Below are 18579 nucleotides of genomic sequence, written 5' to 3' on the forward strand. Positions count from 1 at the left end.
ACCATGAATATAGATTTTCCGCCACCATCAAAAGGCACATACAACAATGCAGGCAGTAGCCGAAAGTTATGCAATTACCTCGAACACGAGGATATGGAAAGGATGGAGCAAGGTATTTATACAGAGGGCTTTTTCAATCTGACTGAAAAAAATCTGTACAAATCGCAAGTTGTAAAAGACATAGACAACAACAAAGCCCAACTTCTAAAAGCGGATGCTAAGTTTTATGCTATCCATGTTAGCCCATCGGAAAAAGAGTTGCAATCAATGGGGAGTACGGAGCAGGAACAAGCGGAAGCCATGAAAAAATATATTCGGGAAGTATTTGTACCTGAATATGCCAAGAACTTCAACAAAGGACTAGATGCAGAAGATATAAAATTCTATGGGAAGATACATTTCGATAGAGATAGAGATAGATCAGATAATGAACTAAATATGCACTGTCATTTGATAGTCAGTCGTAAAGACCAATCCAACAAAAAGAAGCTATCTCCATTAACCAACCACCGAGATACGAAGAAAGGAGCTATTAAAGGCGGTTTTGATAGGTCTAATCTCTTTCAGTCTGTAGAACAAGGTTTTGATGAGTTGTTTGAGTACGATAGGCAACTAACAGAAACTTTTGAGTATTGTAATGTGATGAAGAATGGGAGTATAAATGAGCAACTCAACATGCAGGAACGACAGATTACCGATGAAAGAAAAAACAAACAAGAAAATCAGAAAGTTATCAATACGGAAAATGCAGTAGTTAATGAGCAGACAATGAAAGAAAAAAAGATTGTAAAAATAGAACAAAAGCCAAGACAAGGATTCAGAAGATAAATCTCAAAAAAGAATAGTATGAACGAATACGAAATAATATGCGAAGAAATAGATATATACCTGATGGAACGATTCAAGTACCGTCTTTCGTTGGTATATCTGACATCTGACAATATTGTAACCAGCCGAAAGAATAGCCGAATAGACCTCTATTTGCGTATCCGAAGAGTTGAAAGCTTGTTCCCTCCTGATTGTCTTATTATTGCCCGAATTGGCTTTAGCAAAGAGCGTGTAGGACATGGAACACATTTCGTTCATTTACTAACCGAAATGGCTGTAAAGTATGGATTTAAGTATATTGGAATAGAATCAACTAACGAAAAGAGTAGTTCATTTGCTGAAAAGTTAGGATTCCAATCCATTGACGGCTCTAACTATGTAGCATCGGTAGAGGATTTAGTTTCTTATTTTTCAAGGGAGGAAGAGGTGTGAGGCTCATTGCTCCCGAAGTAATTTACCGTGCAACTTCGGTTATTTACCGCTTATGGTTTCCCAGCCGTTTTGGAGGCGGAAGCCCACGATAATAACCGATTGCCCGATAATAACTTCTGCTGAGTGAGGTGTGAGACGGAGTAGAGGGTGATTGGCAAATAGTTTTAAATGAATATTTTAGGGAAAACTTAAAAAATAACTTATAAGTCTTTTTTTATGAGTATTTTCGCAAAATTAAATAATTTCGACAATGAAGCTAAACAAGATCAAAATTGAAGGAGTTGGAGGTATTAAAGATCTCAGTCTTTCATTTAATGAAAAAATGAATCTGTTATGTGGCCCAAATGGAGTAGGGAAAACCACTATTTTAGAGTCTATTGCACATGTTAACAACTATCCTAAAACGTAATGTAGCATCTCCCAAAAGTACAATTGAAGCCGAAGTTAATTGCGAAGGAGAAATAGAGAATAGTAGCATCCAATTTGATACATTTCTTCCAGAGAAAGGATCGCAGATTAATGGTCTACACCAATACTCAAATCAATTACTCTCATTAAAAACAACGAGAACATTTATATATCAGGCTCTTGATTCTGTTACAAAAGATGGACAAAAAGAAAACCATATTCTTTGGAATGATGCAAGAAATGGAATAAATCTTTCTGATATAAAAAATTGGTTTGTTAATAGATATTTATACTCTCCACATGCTGGAGCATTAAGTCTGGAGCAAATTAAAAATTTCGAACTGGCTAAAAGCTGCTTTTCACTTCTTAACGATAATTTTACATTTAGTAAAGTCAATGCATCATCAAATGAAATAATGATAAATACACCTAGTGGAGAGATATATTATGAATATTTGTCTTCAGGATTTAAGTCTGTTATTTCAATTTTATTTGGTATAATTAAAGAAATAGAATTTAGGTTTAAAGAACCTCAGATTACTGCTGATAATTTTCATGGTATTATTCTAATTGATGAAATAGAGTTACACCTACACCCTGAATGGCAAGAAAAAATAGTCGATATTTTACTAAAAGTATTTCCTAATGTTCAATTTTTTGCATCTACTCATAGCCCCCATGTTATACAAGCAGCTAAACCTAACCAAATTATGGCGTTAGGGTTTGAAGGAGGGGATGTTATTCAAAGAAAATTGCCTAATCCTGAATTTGGGTTTCAAGGTTGGACGATTGAAGAAGTCTTGACTGATGTTATGGGAATGAATGACCTTAGAACAGATATTTTCAATGAGCTACTTTCTAGTTTTGATAGGGCTGTTGAAGAAGAAAATTTTAAAAAAGCAGAAAATATTTATTCTCAGATTGACAGTTTACTGCATCCAGAAAACACATTAAGAAAATTACTGAAGTTTCAATTGGCTGGATTAAGATAATATGATAAAATTAGAACGAAATATTACACCAATAAAATTGACCCCTGCCTTTATTGCTTCTCAAACAGCAGAATTCATCAAGAATAAGACTAATGTTTGGAATTTAGGGTGGTTAAAAGATTGTCTTCTAGAGATAAGTTATGGTAAGTGTGCTTATTGTGAATGCAATTTGAAAGAAGAATCAAAATACATGGAAGTTGAGCATTTTGAGGACAAAGATAATAATCCTCATAAAGTCTTAGTTTGGGAGAATTTATTGCCTTCGTGCAAAAGATGTAATGGAGCGAAAAGCACTCATGATGTTTTAACTGAACCAATAATTAATCCATTTATTGATACTCCTTCAAACCATTTATCTTTTAGGTTATATAGGTTTATACCCAAAGATGAGAAAGGCAAGAAAACAATTGATGTGGTTGATTTAAATCATACAGAAAGAGTTGTGAAGAAAAGATTTGAAGTTGGTGAAGCTTTAGAAAAATCTATAGAAAAAGCATATGAAAGGCTTGAGTTATTTGAGACTAACTCAATAACTCAGAGAAAAAACAAATTGAAAAATATTATTGAGGATATTTTAAATGAATGTCAATCTTGCAGTATTTACTCTGCAACTTGCGCCACAATTTTACATTCAAATGATACTTATTATGAAATCAAAAGTAAAATGATGACGCACGGGATTTGGAATGATGAATTTGAGCTACTTCATAATAGATCTAAAGAGTTAATATTGTAAGTTTAAACTATTACAATTTAAAACTGCTACTTTCTAAGCGAAGGTAGCAGTTATGTTTCGGGGGCAAATCTCAGTTCATGTCCTCTCTAAATGTTGATTGACTTCCCTTTCAGGGAATCTTCTATTCCTCCTACCCATTTTATATATTTTACCATCGTTTTCAGATAGCTCATATTTCCCCTGAGTTCTCTCCGCCAAAGTCGTCATATCTTCATTAATCTTGGTTCGAGTAACCTCTGCATAGATTTGAGTAGTTTTGATTGATAAATGTCCCATCATTTGACTAAGACTTTCAATCGGGACACCTTGTGTTAGACAGATGGTAGTGGCAAACGAAAATCGGCTCATATGGAATGTCAGCCGTTTATCAATCTTGGCTATTTTAGCAAGCCGTTTCAGTTGCCAATTCATATTCACATGAGTTTGTAATTTGAAAATACTTCCAGCCTCTCCTGCAAATTCCGAGTTTTTATATCTGTCAAGAATCTGAATCGGAATATCCAAGAGTGGAATATAAGAAGTTGTTCCTGTCTTTTGTCTATTCAGCACAATCCATAAACTGCCATCTTCCTGCCGTTGAAAATTAGAGTGTTGCAGATTCCTTAAATCGATACATGTAATACCTGTAAATACGCAGAAAATAAACATATCCCGAGTAAAGTTCCATGTAGCATGTTTGGTGTGTACTCTCATTAAACGTTCTATCTCATCCATCGTGAGCCACGGACGTTTAGGTATTATCTTTTCGGAAACAAAATCAAAAAATGGATCTTGCAGTATCAGCCCCTTGTATTTAGCCTTTGTGATACAAGTTCGTAAGGGAATTAAGTTACATTTAACCGTTCTTGGAGTCATACGCAAGTCCAGCTTTAGATAAAGCGAATAGGCTTCAATAAATGCTATATCCACTTTTCCGAACGGAATATCGGTTACATTGTATTTTATCGCTAGAAAATCTTTCAGATGCCTGTAAGCATTCGGATATACAGGATAAGTAGATCCTTTTATTTTGATTCCTACACTTTTTCGTTTTTCTTCTACCAGCTCTGCAAATTCCTGCATCAAAGTATTTTTATTTGTGCCGATACCACGCAAAGCATTTTTCAGAGATTCCGCAGTGATGTAGCCTTTATTCTCTAACATAGCCTTATAATGGTTATTCAGTTCTGATTTATAATTTTCGATTTGTTTGTTTATCGAAGTATTCGACTTTCCGATAGCCAATCCTCCTTGTGCATTCCATTCATCGGGGAGAATATCCATTCCTGTACTGAATGCGGTACTTTTTCCGTCTACACTAATTCGTCCCATTATTGGGCATTTACCTGTTTTCTTTTTCTTACTTGTATTGAGGTAGAATAATATGCTGAATGTACTTCTGTTGTATTCCATGATTGTAGTATTATTGGTTATAGGTAAGTTTGTTGGCTAGTCGATTTGATAGTGCCTTCATATCGTTGCCTATTTTCTCATTATTAACACGAGCATAACGCTGAGTGGTCTGAATATTTCGATGTCCCATCATACGGCTGACACTTTCAATAGGAACACCTTGCGATAAGCATAATTGACTGGCAAAGCAGTGTCGGGCAACATGGAAGCTGATTTTAGTTGAGATATTGCAATGTTTAGCAATGATTTTCAAAGCATAGTTGATTCTACCTTGGCTCAATACAGAAAAGACCAGATTGTTTTTTGCCAATCCTCTATACTTCTCCATAATCCGAATAGGAATATTCAATAACTTCACGTTGAAAGGGATATCGGTTTTCTGTCTCGACATGGAAATCCACAAGCTATCGTCTTCTTCGGTTATTATATGTTTCCATGTTAATTGTTTCAAGTCGATAAATGAAAGTCCAGTAAAGGCTGAGAAAACGAATAAATCACGAATAAAACTTTGACTTGGGGACTTTAACGGAGTTGATATCAGCCGTTCTAGTTCATCGGCTGATAATGTACGTTGAACAAATTCGGGCTTCCCCAATTTGTAGCCCAAGAATGGCGGATAGGTTATCATGTTTCGATGTAAGGCTATCCGAACGGCTTTCAATAACAAAGCAACAATAGTAACAATAGATTCCGCTTTGAGCTTGCGTTCTACCCGAAGGTGATAGTCGTAGGCTTCAATGAATGGTAAATCCAATTGGGTCAAAGGAATATCCTCAACGTGATATTTTTCTTTGAGAAAACGTTTGAGGTTTTTGTAAGCGACATTGTATTTGGGATAAGTGTTAGCCGAACGGTCAATACCTATCCGTTTGCAAAATTCCTCTGCCATATCCTTGAAATGTACAAGCAGCGTTTTCTGTGTGGTGGCGATACCTTGAAAAGCATTCTTAACCTCGTTGGTTGTAACTTTTCCTGTACGGTGTAGAATTTCTTTGTAGTGGGAATGTATCAGAAGATTGATTTTGTTAATCTCCCTATTGAGTTCAACAGCAACACGGCTTTTGCCTATTGCTCGCCCTGATTTGACATTCCAAAGATGTTCGGGAACAGACAATTTGGAACTAAATTGGGCAATGCTGTTTCCGATGATGATTTTGCCGATTATCGGATAGGCTACATGCTCTTTGGGGTTGCTCTTTTCAAGTCTACTCTCTCTTTTTATATAAAAAGAGACTTTCAGTTCGTTGCTCATAATGCTCACATTTTAAAGTTGATAAATTTACTTCTTATGTGAGTTATTTGAACAATGTAAACGGCAGACAAACAGCGTTATAATCAGACAATAAAGGTCATCGAATTGCTATGTTTTGCTCCGTCCAAAATGGGTAACGGTATAGAAACGGAACTCTTGCTTATATCTGCCGAAATCGGCATTTTAGCTATTAGGCACTCAATGCCACTAAAGGACGTTCATTTCTGACTATTAACCTGTTACCTTCATTTACTTTCCTTTGCTTTTTATCTTCTAGGTTAGTATAACAAAAAAGCAGGATTTCATATTACAAGGGAATTGAAGTCTTTTAAAGGTGTTTTATCTCCTGTTTATGATCTGAATGTTACTGTTAAAGAAACGGAATATACTGCCGTAAAATGGGGTGAACTGCCGAATCAACAGTATTATTCATGGGATAATCATAAAAACACTCTTGAAAAAGGAAAATATCAGTATTATGAGATTCTGAAAGAAAACAGACTTAAAGGTTATTTTATAATTAACCCTGAAAATGGAATGATTCTACAATGCGAATCTTTTAAAGATACAGAATCCGACTGGAATTCGGTTTTTAACGGTATTCAGCAAATTTCAAAAATTATAGGTATAAATAACGTAGATTCCCGCCTGATACAGAAAACAGAAAGTCTGAAAAAAACAGGACTAAACAATACTGTCAATCAGTTTGAAATGGAAATGATATTATAAAAGATTTTAAGATCGTTCGATGTTTTGAACAAACCGAAAATTGTATTGTTAAACAAGTTCAATATCTGATTTTTAATTTTATTTATCATCTCAACTATTTATTAGTATATTGATACCATATTTCAAACTTTAAATTTTTTAATCATTAAATCATTTAAATTAATGGCTATATTCAGTAAAACTATTTCTATTCGTTGGTCGGATTTGGATCCTAATTTTCATATGAGACACAGTGCTTATTATGATTTTGGGGCACAACATCGTATTGAATTACTAGGTGAATTAGGATTAACTATGAGTGTTATGCAACAAGGCAACTTTGGTCCTGTTTTGTTCAGAGAAGAATGTGTTTTTAGAAGAGAAATTCATTTTGGAGACACTATTAGTATTGCTACTAAAATATTAAAAATGAAAGCAGATGCCTCCAGGTGGAGCTTACAACATGAGTTTTTAAATTCCGAAAATAAAACATGTGCTTTAATTACGGTTGACGGAGCCTGGATAGATACAATCCAACGTAAACTGGCAATTCCCGTTCCTAAAATTGCTGTAGAAGTGATGAATTCTTTTCCTAAAGCGGATGATTTTATTCTTTTATAGATAAAAGAAAGCCTAAATAATGAATAAGATCATTATTTAGGCTGGTTTATTCATTCTTAAAAGAAAAGATTATTTTCCTTTTCTTCTGCTTCTTTCTGTTTTAATCAAGTTAAGCTCTCTACTGGTCTGCCCTGCAACAGAAGTGTTTTCTTCCGCTCTTCTGATTAAGTACGGCATAACATCTCTTACTGGTCCAAAAGGTAGATATTTAGCATCATTATATCCCTGCTCTGCAAGATTATAGCTGATATTATCACTCATACCATATAACTGACCAAACCAAAGTCTTCTATCATTTTTAGACAAATCTTTTTCAGTAATAAGCTTCATTAATTTATAAGAACTGTCTTCATTATGAGTTCCTGCAAAAACAGCCATTGTATCGATATGGTCTACCATATACTGAACTGCTGTATCATAATTAGTGTCTGTAGCCGGTTTTGATTCACATATAGGGGATTTATACCCTTTTTCTACAGCGCGCGCGTTTTCCGCTTCCATATAAGCTCCGCGTACTAGTTTCATTCCAATATGGAAGCCTTCTGTTTTTGCCTGTTCATGTAATTGTTTAAGATAATCCAATCGATCCCAGCGATACATTTGTAAAGTATTGAAAACAATCGCTTTTTCTTTATTATATTTTTGCATCATTTCAGTAACCAGATTATCCGCAGCATTCTGCATCCAGCTGTGTTCAGCATCTATCAGTAAAGGAACATCTTTATCATGAGCTGCTTTACATACTATATCAAAACGCTCTACTACTCTATTCCATTCTTGTTGCTCTGATTCTGTAAAAGCCACACCTTCACCTAGTTTTTCATACAATTCAAAACGTCCAAAACCGGTTGGTTTAAAAACCGCAAAAGGAATTGATTTTCTTTCCTGAGCAAAATCAATCGTTTTTAATGTTTTCTCCATTGCAGCATTAAACTGTGCCTCCTCTTCTTTCCCTTCAACAGAATAATCCAAAATAGAAGAAACTCCTTTTGTAAACATTTTGTCTACTACAGGTAAACAGTCTTCCTCCGTAGTCCCACCACAAAAATGATCAAATACAGTAGCTCTAATCAGTTTTTCTACAGGGAGATGTGCTTTTATAGCAAAATTAGTGACCGCAGTACCAATTCTGACTAATGGCTCCGAGTCAATCATTTTAAACAAAAAGTAAGCTCTGTCAAGCTCTGAATCGCTTTTGAGACTGAAAGCAACTTGTGTATTATCAAATATTTTATCCATATTAAATCGTATATTTTCGCAAATATAAATACTATTAGCTTATTTTTTCTCATAAATTGTCTTATTTTGCATCTTAAATTTATTGATTCAAACAAAATACAGTTATGCAGCCTATTCAAGCCAATGATTACTTGATTTACTTTAATGAAAACGCTTATGAAGCCTTAAATAATTTATTGCTTGATAAACAATATTCTAAACTGTTTATACTTGTTGACAGCAATACTAATGAACATTGTTTACCTCTGTTTCTACCCAATATAGTAACAGAAGTTCCTATGGAAATTATAGAATTTGAAGCAGGAGAAAGTTTTAAAAATATTGAAACCTGTGTTCAGATTTGGGAAGTGCTGACAGAATTAGGAGCCGACAGAAAAAGTTTAATGATCAATTTGGGTGGTGGTGTTGTAACAGATTTGGGCGGATTTGTAGCTTCTACTTTTAAAAGAGGAATTGATATTGTCAATATTCCTACTACGCTCCTGTCTATGGTCGATGCTTCTGTAGGAGGTAAAAACGGAATCGATCTGGGGAATTTAAAAAACCAAATAGGTGTTTTTAACGTCCCAAATATGATTCTTATTGATACACAGTATTTAGAAACTCTTCCTCAGAATGAAATGCGCTCCGGATTAGCTGAAATGCTGAAACACGGTTTGATATATGATAAAAAATACTGGGAACAGTTTTCAGATTTGTCTGTGCTGAGTTCTGATGATCTGGATCAGTTAATCTATGATTCTATAGTGATTAAAAATAAAATCGTAATGGCAGATCCAAAAGAAAAAGGACTTCGAAAAGCGCTAAATTTCGGACATACTTTAGGGCATGCCATAGAATCTTATTTTTTAGAAAATGAAAATAAGACCACTCTTTTGCATGGAGAAGCAATTGCCGTGGGAATGATACTGGAATCTTTTCTCTCTATGAAAAAAAAATATATTACTTTAGAAGAGTATAAAGAGATCAAAAGTGTTATCAAAAATATTTTTGATGACATTATATTTAACGAAGAAGATATTCAACCTATACTGGATCTGCTTATTCATGATAAAAAGAATGAATATGGTCGAATTCAATTTGCTCTTATCAATAAAATAGGAGAAATAATTATTGACCAATTTATTGAAAATGAATTTATTAAAGAAGCTTTTATAGATTATAAATCATAATGTCTTTTTTTTAATGAAAATGTTTTTATTTCAGATATAATATTTTTTACATTTGCCCCAATGAAAAAGAGTCAGAATACTATATTTACCACTAATAATAACAGCAGACGAAGCAAAATTTTGTCACGGCTCCGGTGTATTATTTTTGCTATGAAGAATAGTTTGAATTTTGATATTTTTCAATACTCTAATATCTCTCAGGAAAAACTTTCTATAATATATGCCAATATTCGAGTTTGAAAATTAAATTATAATAATTGTCCCTTAAAATTATTTTAATCTAATAAATTCGAAAATATAATGAATACAAAATATTTTGATCTAATTAATCAGACCTTCTACTTTCCTCAGGAAGAATTTACTTTAAATAAAGATAATCTGCAGTTTCATAATATTGATCTGATGAAATTAGTAGAACAGTATGGAACTCCTTTAAAATTTACTTACCTGCCTCAGATTTCTAATAACATTAAGAAAGCCAAAGACTGGTTTAGAAATGCTATGGAAAAAAATAAGTATGACGGAAAGTATTACTACTGCTACTGTACTAAAAGCTCTCATTTTGAATTTATAATGAATGAAGCCTTTAAAAATGATATTCACATTGAAACTTCTTCTGCTTTTGATGTAAATATTGTGGAAAAATTATTAGAAACAGGAAAAATAAATAAAAATACGTATGTTCTCTGTAATGGTTTTAAAAGAGATCAGTACATTGAGAATATTGCCCGATTAATGAACAATGGACATGTTAAAACTATTCCGGTTATAGATAACTTTGAAGAACTGGATTTGTTACAAAACTCTATTAATGGTAAATTTAAAATCGGTATTCGAATTGCTGCCGAAGAAGAGCCTAAATTTGAGTTTTATACCAGTCGTTTAGGTATTGGATACAAAAATATTGTTCCTTTCTATAAAAGAGAAATAAAAGAAAATAAGAATGTAGAATTAAAAATGCTGCATTTCTTCATTAATACCGGAATACGAGATACTTCTTACTACTGGAATGAGCTTTTAAAATGTTTAAAAGTATATGTAGCACTTAAAAAAGAATGCCCTACACTGGATAGTTTAAATATCGGTGGTGGTTTCCCTATTAAAAACTCACTTGCTTTTGAATACGATTATCAGTATATGATTGATGAGATTATCAATCAGATTAAAATCTCCTGTGAAGAGGCGGACGTTCCTGTTCCAAATATTTTTACTGAATTCGGTTCTTTTACTGTAGGTGAAAGTGCGGGTGCTATTTATCAGATTCTATATCAGAAACAACAAAACGATAGAGAGAAATGGAATATGATCGATTCTTCTTTCATTACTACTCTTCCGGATACCTGGGCTATTAACAAACGATTTGTAATGCTGGCTATAAACAGATGGAACGATCAGTATGAACGTGTTCTCCTTGGAGGAATGACCTGTGACAGTGATGATTATTACAATTCAGAACAGAATATGAATGCTATATATTTACCTAAATACAGTAAAGACAAGCCTTTATATATAGGTTTCTTTAATACAGGAGCTTATCAGGAAACAATAGGTGGTTATGGTGGATTACATCACTGTCTGATCCCACAACCCAAACATATTCTTATAGACCGTGATGAGAACGGTATTTTAGCAACTGAAGTGTTTTCTGAACAACAAAAAGCAGAAGATGTGCTAAAAATTTTAGGATATGACCAAAAATAAATTATTTTTGAATAAAATTATTAAACCCAATAAATAGAAAACAATTAAAATGAGTAAAGGACCAATCAGTCAGTTTATTGAGAAGTATTATTTACATTTCAATTCTGCTACGGTAGTTGATGCAGCTAAGGCTTACGAACAACAATTACAGAACGGTGCAAAAATGATGGTGACTTTAGCAGGTGCAATGAGTACAGCTGAAATAGGCAAAATTTTTGCAGAAATGATTCGACAAGATAAAGTTCAGATTATCTCTTGTACAGGCGCTAACCTGGAAGAAGATATCATGAATTTAGTAGCTCACTCTCATTATAAAAGAGTTCCAAATTATCGTGACCTGACTCCACAAGAGGAATGGGATTTAATGGAAAAAGGATTAAATCGTGTTACTGATACCTGTATTCCGGAAGAAGAAGCTTTCCGCCGCTTACAAAAACATATTTTCAAAATCTGGAAAGATGCTGAAGAAAAAGGAGAACGTTACTTCCCTCATGAATATATGTATAAATTATTATTATCAGGTGTTCTTGAAGAGTATTATGAAATTGATATAAAAGACAGTTGGATGTATGCTGCTGCACAAAAAAACCTGCCTATTGTAGTTCCGGGATGGGAAGACAGTACAATGGGAAATATCTTCACTTCTTATGTAATCAAAGGAGAACTTAAAGCTTCTACTATGAAATCAGGAATTGAATATATGGCATTTTTAGCAGACTGGTATCCAAAAAACTCTCAAAAAGGAATCGGTTTCTTCCAGATTGGCGGAGGAATTTCAGGAGACTTCCCTATTTGTGTTGTTCCAATGCTTTACCAGGATCTTGAAATGACAGATACACCTTTCTGGAGTTATTTCTGTCAGATTTCTGATTCTACGACCAGCTATGGTTCTTATTCAGGAGCTATACCAAATGAAAAAATTACATGGGGTAAATTAGACATCAATACTCCAAAGTTTGTCATCGAGTCTGATGCTACAATTGTAGCACCTTTAATTTTTGCTTACCTATTAGATTTATAAGATTATATGAAAAGAGTTATTGTTGATTATGCTAAATTAACGAATGAAATATTAACCTTATTGGTTGAAAGATTTCCTGACGGATATGATGATTCTAATATCATCCGTTTTAAAAATGCTAAAAACGAAACTATTGAGGCTGTCGAAGTTAGAACAGAAGATACTATTTTTCTTGTAAAAGTAAGTACTAAGTTAGCAGACAGAATTGAAAATTTTGAAGAAGACGAGGAAGATGTTGACATTGATAATGTTGTATCTATCGACGCTTTAAAAGATCTTGACATTGATGAGGACGATGATGATGACGAAACAGACCCCATAGATGAGCCTATTGATGAAGATGATGAAGAAGACGAAGATTAATTATTTTTAAAATAGTATTTAAAAAAGGGAACTCTTAATTTAAAGAGTTCCCTTTTTTTTGTAACTTATCCACCCAATTTATACGCCATGATAACATCTGAAATTTTACATACTACTCTAAAAGAAAACTTTGGTTTTGAAAAATTCAGACCACTTCAGGAATCAATTATTAACTCTATTTTAAATCAAAAAGATACCGTTGTAATAATGCCTACCGGTGGAGGAAAATCGATCTGTTTTCAGTTACCTGCCCTATTACTTCCCGGAATCACAATAGTAATCTCTCCATTAATTGCCTTAATGAAAGATCAAGTAGACAGCCTTAAAGCAAACGGCATATCCGCTTCTTATATTAACAGCAGTCAAAATTCAGAACAGCAAAATACTGTTTTTGAAGGATTACAGAACAATACGATTAAATTATTATATGTTGCTCCGGAAAGTTTATCGTTCTTAGACACAATATTCAACCGATTAACTATTAGTTTAATAGCCATAGATGAAGCACACTGCATATCCTCATGGGGTCATGATTTTCGTCCTGCTTATACTAATCTGGGATATCTAAAGAACCGTTTCCCCTCCACTCCTATTCTGGCACTTACTGCTACAGCAGATAAAGCAACACGTGAAGATATTATAGAACAGCTGAATTTAAATCAGCCGGAACGATACATTGCTTCCTTTGACAGAAAGAATTTAAGTCTGGAAGTTCGTTCTGCACAAGACAGAATAAAACAAATCATTGATTTTATCCGAAATAAGCCACAGGAATCCGGTATTATCTACTGCCTAAGCAGAAAAATGACAGAAGAAGTGGTCGAAAAACTACAAAAAGCAGAAATTAATGCCAAAGCCTATCATGCAGGTCTCGATTATCAGGAACGTTCCCAAACGCAAGAAGAATTTATCAATGATAAATTACAGATTGTTTGTGCCACCATTGCTTTTGGAATGGGAATTGACAAATCAAATGTACGTTGGGTAATACATTATAATCTACCAAAAAATATTGAAGGATATTATCAGGAAATTGGACGTGCAGGACGAGACGGATTACCTTCCGAAACCATATTATTTCAGAGTTACGGCGATGTCATTCAGTTACAAAAATTTGCTTCAGGCGCTTCAAATGCTGAAGTACAGTTAGCTAAACTGGACCGAATGAAACAATATGCAGATGCTTTGAGCTGCAGACGAAAAATATTACTAAATTATTTTGGAGAACTAATCAGTGAAGATTGTGGCAATTGTGATGTATGCAAAAACCCTCCCTCTTTCTTTGACGGAACTATCATAGCACAAAAAGCACTTTCTGCCATTGTTCGTCTCAAAGAAAGCGAACCCCTAAGTGTTATTGTCGATTTTCTGAGAGGTTCTAAAAATGCATCTATCTATGAAAAAGAATATCAAAACCTAAAAACATACGGAATCGGGAATGATATTGCCTGGCAGGACTGGAACCAGTATTTAATCCAGTTAATCAATCTCGGATATTGTGAAATTGCTTTTCATGAACAGAATAAAATAAAACTGACTTCTTTTGCTAAAAAAGTACTTTTTGAAGGCGAAAAAGTACAACTAACAAAAGCACAACAGATTGTAATTGAAAAAGGAACAGTAAAATCCACTAAAAAAACAATCGTTAAAAATAGTCTGTTTGAAATACTCCGAAAAATTCGTTATGAAATAGCACTGGAAGAAAATGTTCCGGCTTATGTTATATTCAGCGATGCCACTTTACGACAAATGGAAACAGAAAGACCCATGAGCGATACCACTTTTCTGGCAATTGATGGCGTAGGGCGCGCTAAAATGGAAAAATACGGAGACCAGTTCATTACCGCTATTATTGAATTTTATAAAGAAAAAAGTTCTAAACCCAGAAAAGTCGATACCTATACCGAAACCCTATATTTGTATGAAAGCGGATTCTCTCCTGATGAAATAGCATTAAAAAGAAAACTAAACAGTACTACTATTATGTCTCATCTGGCAAAATTATACAGTGATGGTAAAAACATAAATCTTTTCGATTTTGTTTCAGCAGATGAAGTTGAAAAAATTAGAAAAATACAGGAAGAACTGGATTGCCCAGCCACTTTAAAACCCTATTATGATTATTACAAAGAACAGATCCCTTATGAAAAAATAAGGTTGGCGCTTGCTATTCTTGAAAAAGAAAAATCTCCTGCATAAAAACAAAATACAATGGAACTTATTAAAGAATCTTTTAAACCTGTAATAGATAATAAAACAGATACCTTAATTCTGGGAACTATGCCTGGTGAAATTTCACTTTCAGTTCAGGAATATTATGGAAACAATAGAAATCAGTTCTGGAAAATTATTTATACTGTTTTTTCCGATGGTGTAGTCGATCCTTTATTCGAAAACAAAATAGATCTGCTCCAACAACAAAATATAGGTCTATGGGATGTTCTTCAGGCCTGCGAAAGAAAAGGAAGTTTAGATATTAATATCCGAAACCATACTGAAAATGATTTTATTACCCTTTTTAAAGAATACCCAAAAATAAGACGGATATTATTCAACGGAAAAGAAAGTCATAAATATTTTATCCGAAAATTTGGACAGATCAACTCTATTGAATATTTTCAACTACCTTCAACCAGCCCTGCTAATACAATTCCTTTTGAAGAAAAATTAAAACTCTGGAAAGAAGCCTTTTTTAAAAAATAGTTGTTAGTTGTTGGTTGTTGGTTGTTGGTTGTTGGTTGTTGGTTGTTGGTTGTTGGTTGTTGGTTGTTGGTTGTTGCGCTCTACGAAGTTTTCAACTTCGTAGGTATGAATGCGGTCTCCTGACCGATAATAAAAAATCCCTGTTTTATTCCCTTTTATTTATTGTTTTTCAGAAGAGGTCATGAACCCATTTTTATTTGAAGCTATTTCCTGCTTTATTCCTTTTTATTTATTGTTTTTTAAAGGAAGTCATGAACCCTTTTCTGTTTGAAATAAGATTTTTATAGGATTTTTATAGGATTTCGCTTATATCTTTTTTTAAGAAAAATAAAAAAAGGATACCAGCTCTATCAGGGCTAAAAAACATCTTACTCTAAAATCCCAAAGAAATCTCCCTCCCTTCGCCCGAAGCAACACATTGCGTTGCAACAATCTCTCGCCTCAGTCCAAAGAGAGAGATTTCCTTAGAGTTCTCAGTCGCAGTATTCAGTTTTCACAAACTATCAATTATTAACTATCAATTAAAATAACTCTGCTCTGCAAAGTCAGAACAAGGATTTTATTCTCCTAACAGGTCTTTTTTTGACCTGTTAGGATTAATTTATATGTTGGTTTTTTGTAGATATAGATTGTAGATACGCGTTTTAACGCGTATTAATCCGAAGCACAGTTTATAACCTAACAGGTCAAAAAAAGACCCGTTAGGAGAATAGAATACATTATAAACTATCAACTATCAATTAAAATAAAAGTATCTTTAACCTTTTCAATAATCTGAATTAAAAGGAACTTTATTCTTAGTGTCGAAGAAATGTTTTCTTTTTTTAACTACTTTAGTAAAAAATAAATCTTAATAAATAAAATAATCTTTGTTTTGTAACCCCGTAAATCATTCCATGAAAAATTCCATCGCTTATCTGCCACAAAAAAAACAAAGAGACCTCCTCCGTTTTGTAGAACAAATAACGACAAGACTTCCAAAAACGCAAATGATTATCCTCTACGGAAGTTATGCAAGAAATGAATACGTAGATCATGACGAAAGAGTAGAATTTGGCATTCCCACCTCCTACAGAAGCGATTATGATATACTTGTAGTAACAGAAAAAGTAACCGAACAAAGAGCAACCAGGATTCTTGATGCGATTGATAATATGTATTATCAGGATCCGGACTTACAAACTCCCGTTGAGTTTATTCATGAAAACATTAATCGATTAAATGAATATATCGATGCAGGCAGATATTTTTATACCCAAATCAAAGAAGAAGGAATTATACTTTATGATAGTAAGAAACACACCCTTGCAGAACAACGCCCACTTCGTTTTGATGAAATAAAACAACAGGCAGAAGAATATTTTAAAGAGAAATCTCACAGAGCAAATCTTTTTACAGATGATGCAATTCATAACTATAAAAAGAATGAATATATACAAGCATCGTTTTATCTCCATCAAGCCTGTGAAAATTGCTTTCAAACCATTCGATTAGTGTTTACCTTAACCAATCCAAAACTGCATAATTTATCCAAATTATTTTCTTTCGTAAGGAAATATTCAGCAGACTTACCTCCCATTTTCCCCAATGATACTGACGAAGAAAAACGATTATTTGAACTCTTAAAAAGCGCTTATATCGAGGCACGTTATAATCCGCAATTCATAGTAACAAAAGAAGACATTGACGCTTTGTTGCCCAAAGTAAAGCGACTGCTTGAAGTAACAAAACAAATAAGTGAGAATAAAATAGCAGAATATGCAAAACAGATTTAGTTTATTAAACAACTATAAATCTACATTACAGAATGATTCTAAATCTCTCCCTTTTTACTGAGGCAATACAATAGAACTATCTATAAGGGATAATAGATATAAGCTAAAATGATCCGCTAATAACTAATTGTTAAGAACCTTGAATTTAATTCGTATATTTGCAACGTGGAAAAAACATCATACATAAGATTATCTGAGAATCAAATAGAGAAAGTTGGAAATGCATTAATTTATCTTTCCAACAAATTGCCTCATTTGTCAAAAACAAAGGCTTTAAAATTAATCTATATTTTAGATGAATTATCAATTAAAAAAAGCGGGATTCCTTTTTTTAATTTAAAGTACAAGGTTTGGAAATTTGGTCCTGTTTCAGAAGAGATTTTTATTGATTTATCTTCTGAAACTACTTTGTTAAGAAAATATATTAAAAGAGCTTCCGAAGATGGAAATTCCATAATAACACCTATTATTGATTTCAGCGATGATGAGTTTTCAGATAACGACATAGATTTACTAAATTCTGTTATTGAGAAATTTGGAGATAAAACTGCTAAAGAATTAATTTACTATACTCATCGAAAAAATTCACCTTGGCATAATGTTGCTTCAGAAAACGCTGTCTTAGAACTTTTAGAAAAAGAAGTAATTAATAGTACTGAACTATTCGTAGATATGAGTTTATTAATTAACCACGACGATAGAAAAAAAATGATTTATAGTGAATATTTAGAATGTAATTAAAATGTTTGCAGAAGGAACTATAATTTATTTTGACCCTTTCTATTTTAAAAATGGGAATACTGCTAAACCTAAATACTTTGTTATTTTAAAAAACAAAGACGGACAAAATATTATAGCATCTCTCCCAACAAGGACGGACAATATTCCTAAAAAGGATGAAATCGAAAGCGGTTGTTTAGAACTTCCTGAAATAAATTTTAACTGCTTTGTTCTTTCTGAGGCAAAAGTAGTTACAGATTGCGGGAGAAAGTTTGACTTTAAAACTCACATTTACGGACATCAATTAGATGATTATTCAATTGAGCATTTAAAAGGAATCTATCCTAATGAAGATAGTGATTATCAAATTTGGGGCAAAATGAAAGATGATCTTTTCAATTCGTTAATTGAATGTCTCAAAAATTCGAGATCAGTAAAAAGGAAATACAAAAAGATACTAAACAATTAAGATATTTAGATACATTAATAAAAAACAAAAGGGGATAAAATCGAAAT

At 33.2% G+C, this 18579-nt stretch carries 19 protein-coding genes; 16 read left to right on the plus strand and 3 right to left on the minus strand.

Features of this window, described 5'->3' with window-relative positions; genetic code table 11:
- Nucleotides 1–3: 3 nt before the first annotated feature.
- The 5 genes from AC4FQX_RS05015 (at nt 4) to AC4FQX_RS05035 (ending at nt 3396) form a co-directional block, all read left to right on the plus strand.
- Complete coding sequence (locus AC4FQX_RS05015; RefSeq protein WP_491166578.1) at nt 4–828, plus strand: DUF5712 family protein; 825 nt, start codon at nt 4–6, stop codon at nt 826–828.
- Nucleotides 829–846: 18 nt separating this feature from the next.
- On the plus strand, nt 847–1260 hold the full coding sequence (locus AC4FQX_RS05020) for a hypothetical protein (RefSeq protein WP_491166579.1): 414 nt from the start codon (nt 847–849) through the stop codon (nt 1258–1260).
- A 250-nt stretch (nt 1261–1510) separates the two neighbouring features.
- A complete protein-coding gene (locus AC4FQX_RS05025) occupies nt 1511–1669 on the plus strand; it encodes an AAA family ATPase (protein ID WP_491166580.1) in 159 nt (52 codons plus the stop codon).
- Nucleotides 1644–2660, plus strand: a complete 1017-nt coding sequence (locus AC4FQX_RS05030) for an AAA family ATPase (protein ID WP_491166581.1) — start codon at nt 1644–1646, stop codon at nt 2658–2660. Before AC4FQX_RS05025 ends, AC4FQX_RS05030 begins: the two co-directional genes overlap by 26 nt.
- 1 nt (nt 2661) lies before the next feature.
- A complete protein-coding gene (locus AC4FQX_RS05035; RefSeq protein WP_491166582.1) occupies nt 2662–3396 on the plus strand; it encodes an HNH endonuclease in 735 nt (244 codons plus the stop codon).
- A gap of 75 nt (nt 3397–3471) precedes the next feature.
- Here the strand turns inward: AC4FQX_RS05035 and AC4FQX_RS05040 are convergent, their stop codons facing one another.
- Together AC4FQX_RS05040 and AC4FQX_RS05045 are read right to left on the minus strand one after the other, a co-directional pair.
- On the minus strand, nt 3472–4788 hold the full coding sequence (locus AC4FQX_RS05040; RefSeq protein ID WP_491166583.1) for a site-specific integrase: 1317 nt from the start codon (nt 4786–4788) through the stop codon (nt 3472–3474).
- A 10-nt stretch (nt 4789–4798) separates the two neighbouring features.
- The gene (locus AC4FQX_RS05045; RefSeq protein WP_491166584.1) at nt 4799–6040 is read right to left on the minus strand and encodes a site-specific integrase; all 1242 of its coding nucleotides are present in this window, start codon (nt 6038–6040) and stop codon (nt 4799–4801) included.
- 318 nt (nt 6041–6358) lie between these two features.
- Between AC4FQX_RS05045 and AC4FQX_RS05050 the strand changes: the two genes are divergently transcribed.
- On the plus strand, nt 6359–6769 hold the full coding sequence (locus tag AC4FQX_RS05050) for a hypothetical protein (RefSeq protein WP_491166585.1): 411 nt from the start codon (nt 6359–6361) through the stop codon (nt 6767–6769).
- A gap of 162 nt (nt 6770–6931) precedes the next feature.
- Complete coding sequence (locus AC4FQX_RS05055; RefSeq protein ID WP_491166586.1) at nt 6932–7369, plus strand: acyl-CoA thioesterase; 438 nt, start codon at nt 6932–6934, stop codon at nt 7367–7369.
- Nucleotides 7370–7438: 69 nt separating this feature from the next.
- On the opposite strand, the gene AC4FQX_RS05060 is transcribed toward AC4FQX_RS05055, so the two are convergent.
- Entirely contained in the window at nt 7439–8608 is a 1170-nt protein-coding gene (locus AC4FQX_RS05060; protein WP_491166587.1) for a proline dehydrogenase family protein, read from the minus strand.
- A gap of 104 nt (nt 8609–8712) precedes the next feature.
- Here AC4FQX_RS05060 and aroB point away from each other — a divergent pair, with 104 nt between their 5' ends.
- From aroB to AC4FQX_RS05105, 9 genes are all read left to right on the plus strand, one after another.
- A complete protein-coding gene (gene aroB / locus AC4FQX_RS05065) occupies nt 8713–9780 on the plus strand; it encodes a 3-dehydroquinate synthase (RefSeq protein ID WP_491166588.1) in 1068 nt (355 codons plus the stop codon).
- 300 nt (nt 9781–10080) lie between these two features.
- Complete coding sequence (locus AC4FQX_RS05070) at nt 10081–11481, plus strand: arginine decarboxylase (RefSeq protein ID WP_491166589.1); 1401 nt, start codon at nt 10081–10083, stop codon at nt 11479–11481.
- A gap of 49 nt (nt 11482–11530) precedes the next feature.
- Nucleotides 11531–12502 (plus strand): deoxyhypusine synthase family protein, encoded by a 972-nt coding sequence (locus tag AC4FQX_RS05075; protein WP_491166590.1) that lies wholly within the window; start codon nt 11531–11533, stop codon nt 12500–12502.
- A 6-nt stretch (nt 12503–12508) separates the two neighbouring features.
- Entirely contained in the window at nt 12509–12865 is a 357-nt protein-coding gene (locus AC4FQX_RS05080; protein ID WP_491166591.1) for a DNA primase, read from the plus strand.
- An 87-nt stretch (nt 12866–12952) separates the two neighbouring features.
- Nucleotides 12953–15064 carry a DNA helicase RecQ gene (recQ, locus tag AC4FQX_RS05085; RefSeq protein WP_491166592.1) on the plus strand — a complete coding sequence of 704 codons (2112 nt, stop codon included), beginning with the start codon at nt 12953–12955 and terminating at the stop codon, nt 15062–15064.
- A 12-nt stretch (nt 15065–15076) separates the two neighbouring features.
- Nucleotides 15077–15568 carry a DNA-deoxyinosine glycosylase gene (locus AC4FQX_RS05090; RefSeq protein ID WP_491166593.1) on the plus strand — a complete coding sequence of 164 codons (492 nt, stop codon included), beginning with the start codon at nt 15077–15079 and terminating at the stop codon, nt 15566–15568.
- An 896-nt stretch (nt 15569–16464) separates the two neighbouring features.
- Nucleotides 16465–17343 (plus strand): HEPN domain-containing protein, encoded by an 879-nt coding sequence (locus tag AC4FQX_RS05095; RefSeq protein WP_491166594.1) that lies wholly within the window; start codon nt 16465–16467, stop codon nt 17341–17343.
- Between the two features lie 165 nt (nt 17344–17508).
- The gene (locus AC4FQX_RS05100; protein ID WP_491166595.1) at nt 17509–18084 is read left to right on the plus strand and encodes a Panacea domain-containing protein; all 576 of its coding nucleotides are present in this window, start codon (nt 17509–17511) and stop codon (nt 18082–18084) included.
- A gap of 1 nt (nt 18085) precedes the next feature.
- On the plus strand, nt 18086–18532 hold the full coding sequence (locus tag AC4FQX_RS05105) for a hypothetical protein (RefSeq protein WP_491166596.1): 447 nt from the start codon (nt 18086–18088) through the stop codon (nt 18530–18532).
- The last annotated feature ends 47 nt before the right edge of the window (nt 18533–18579 follow it).

The sequence above is a fragment of the Flavobacterium sp. AK-301 genome, from assembly GCF_058310215.1.